The organism is Paenibacillus sp. P4_A7, assembly GCF_056402455.1.
Genome location: NZ_JBFUHJ010000702.1, coordinates 1 through 1861 on the forward strand (window position 1 = coordinate 1; position 1861 = coordinate 1861).

Consider the following 1861-nt stretch of genomic DNA (forward strand, 5'->3'; position numbering starts at 1 on the left):
CTTGCTGATCTTGGCTATGTTGAGGGCTTGTGGCCAGAGGACGAATTTGTATCGGTTAAAGTTCCGGTATTCTCCTTTGCGAAGCTTCGCAGAGTTGATCCTACACTAACACCTGAAATGAAATCGACAGGCGAAGTAATGGGTCGTGACGTACAGTATGCGAAAGCACTTTACAAAGGACTCATCGGTGCAGGAATGAAAATTCCAACATCCGGTGCTATCATCGCTACAGTAGCTGATAAAGATAAAGAAGAAGCAACTGAATTACTTCGCGGTTTCTTCAATCTAGGCTACAGAATTATTGCGACAGGCGGTACTGCAAAGGCTCTAGAGGATGCGGGATTGATCGTAACTACGGTTAATAAGCTGAGTGAAGGTTCGCCTAACATTCTTGATCTAGTCCGTGAGGGAGAAGCACAATTTGTTGTTAATACATTGACAAAAGGCAAGGCTCCTGAACGTGATGGCTTCCGAATTCGTCGTGAAGCAGTTGAAAATGGTGTGGTTTGTATGACATCGCTTGATACTGTGCGCGCTTTGCTCGTTATGCTTGAAACACTAAACTTCTCCTCGCGCTCTATGCCAATACCGCAGAAGAAGTAAGCTAAATAAGCTCATCGCAGCTTAAAAGTACGGCCAGCGTCAGATGCTTCGCACTGCATATGCTCAGGAATCTTTCCTAGCTGGCAATGAGAAGCAGACGCATGGCCGTTTATTAAATTATAGGAATGTATAAGTTTAACGCTCATACTGAGAAAAGGAGAGATTAGAAATGAAGCTGACAAACGATCAAGTTGCCGGAAAAATAATGGTCGCACTTGACTATCCCGATGCAGTATCAGCGGAACGTCTGATCGATGAATTACAAGGTATTCCGTGCTATATGAAGGTTGGAATGCAGCTATTCTACGCAGCGGGACCTTCCTTCGTGGAAAGGTTGAAGGAGCGCGGCTATTTCGTTTTTCTCGATTTGAAAATGCATGATATTCCTAATACGGTTAAAGGCGGCGCAAATAGTATTACGAAGCTTGGCGTCGATATGTTTAATGTTCATGCTGCTGGCGGAAGCGCCATGATGGAGGCTGCTTTAGAAGGTGTCGACATGGCTCTAACAGGCGGGACTCAGCACAAACCTTCAGTAATTGCGGTTACCCACCTAACAAGTACCAATCAATCCATGCTGAATGAACAAATTGGAATTGAAGGAACTGTCGAAGCTGCAGTACTTCGCTATGCGCAATTAACAAAAGCTGCTGGGTTAGATGGTGTTGTTGCATCACCTTCTGAAGTAACAGCGATCAAAGCGCTCTGTGGCGCTGCCTTCCAGACGATAACACCAGGCATCAGGCCGATTGGTGCCGAGGTAAATGATCAATCGCGTATTATGACGCCTAGTGAGGCGCTGCGACAAGGAACTGACTATTTGGTAATTGGACGTCCAATTACTGCAGCAATAGAGCCGCGTGCGGCAATAGAATCCATAATCGAGGAGATGACTACTTATGAGTAAATTAACAGTTGCACAATTGCCAAAAGAAATCGCTAAGAGCTTACTTGAGATCGAAGCGGTAGCACTTCGCCCTAATGAGCCTTTTACATGGACATCAGGTATTAAGTCACCCATTTATTGCGATAATCGGTTGACGATGACTTACCCGGTAATTCGTGACATTGTGGCAGAAGGATTTGCAACGATTATTCGGGAACAGTATCCGGATGCTGAAGTTATTGCCGGTACATCAACTGCAGGTATTCCTCACGCGGCTTGGGTTGCACAAAAACTTAATTTACCGATGGCGTATATACGCGATAAAGCCAAGGGTCATGGCAAGCAAAACCAGATTGAAGGGCGTGTTCTTCC

At 45.4% G+C, this 1861-nt stretch carries 2 protein-coding genes and 1 pseudogene; all 3 read left to right on the forward strand.

All coding sequences use genetic code 11. From position 1 onward, the window contains the following. Positions 1-603 (forward strand): annotated as a pseudogene (locus AC1DWN_RS33130) (carbamoyl-phosphate synthase large subunit); the annotation flags it as partial. A 169-nt stretch (positions 604-772) separates the two neighbouring features. Continuing rightward, positions 773-1510 carry an orotidine-5'-phosphate decarboxylase gene (pyrF, locus tag AC1DWN_RS33135; protein ID WP_477563085.1) on the forward strand — a complete coding sequence of 246 codons (738 nt, stop codon included), beginning with the start codon at positions 773-775 and terminating at the stop codon, positions 1508-1510. Beyond that, a partial coding sequence (locus AC1DWN_RS33140) for an orotate phosphoribosyltransferase (RefSeq protein ID WP_477563086.1) occupies positions 1503-1861 on the forward strand: 359 nt, incomplete at its 3' end. The genes pyrF and AC1DWN_RS33140, both read left to right, overlap by 8 nt.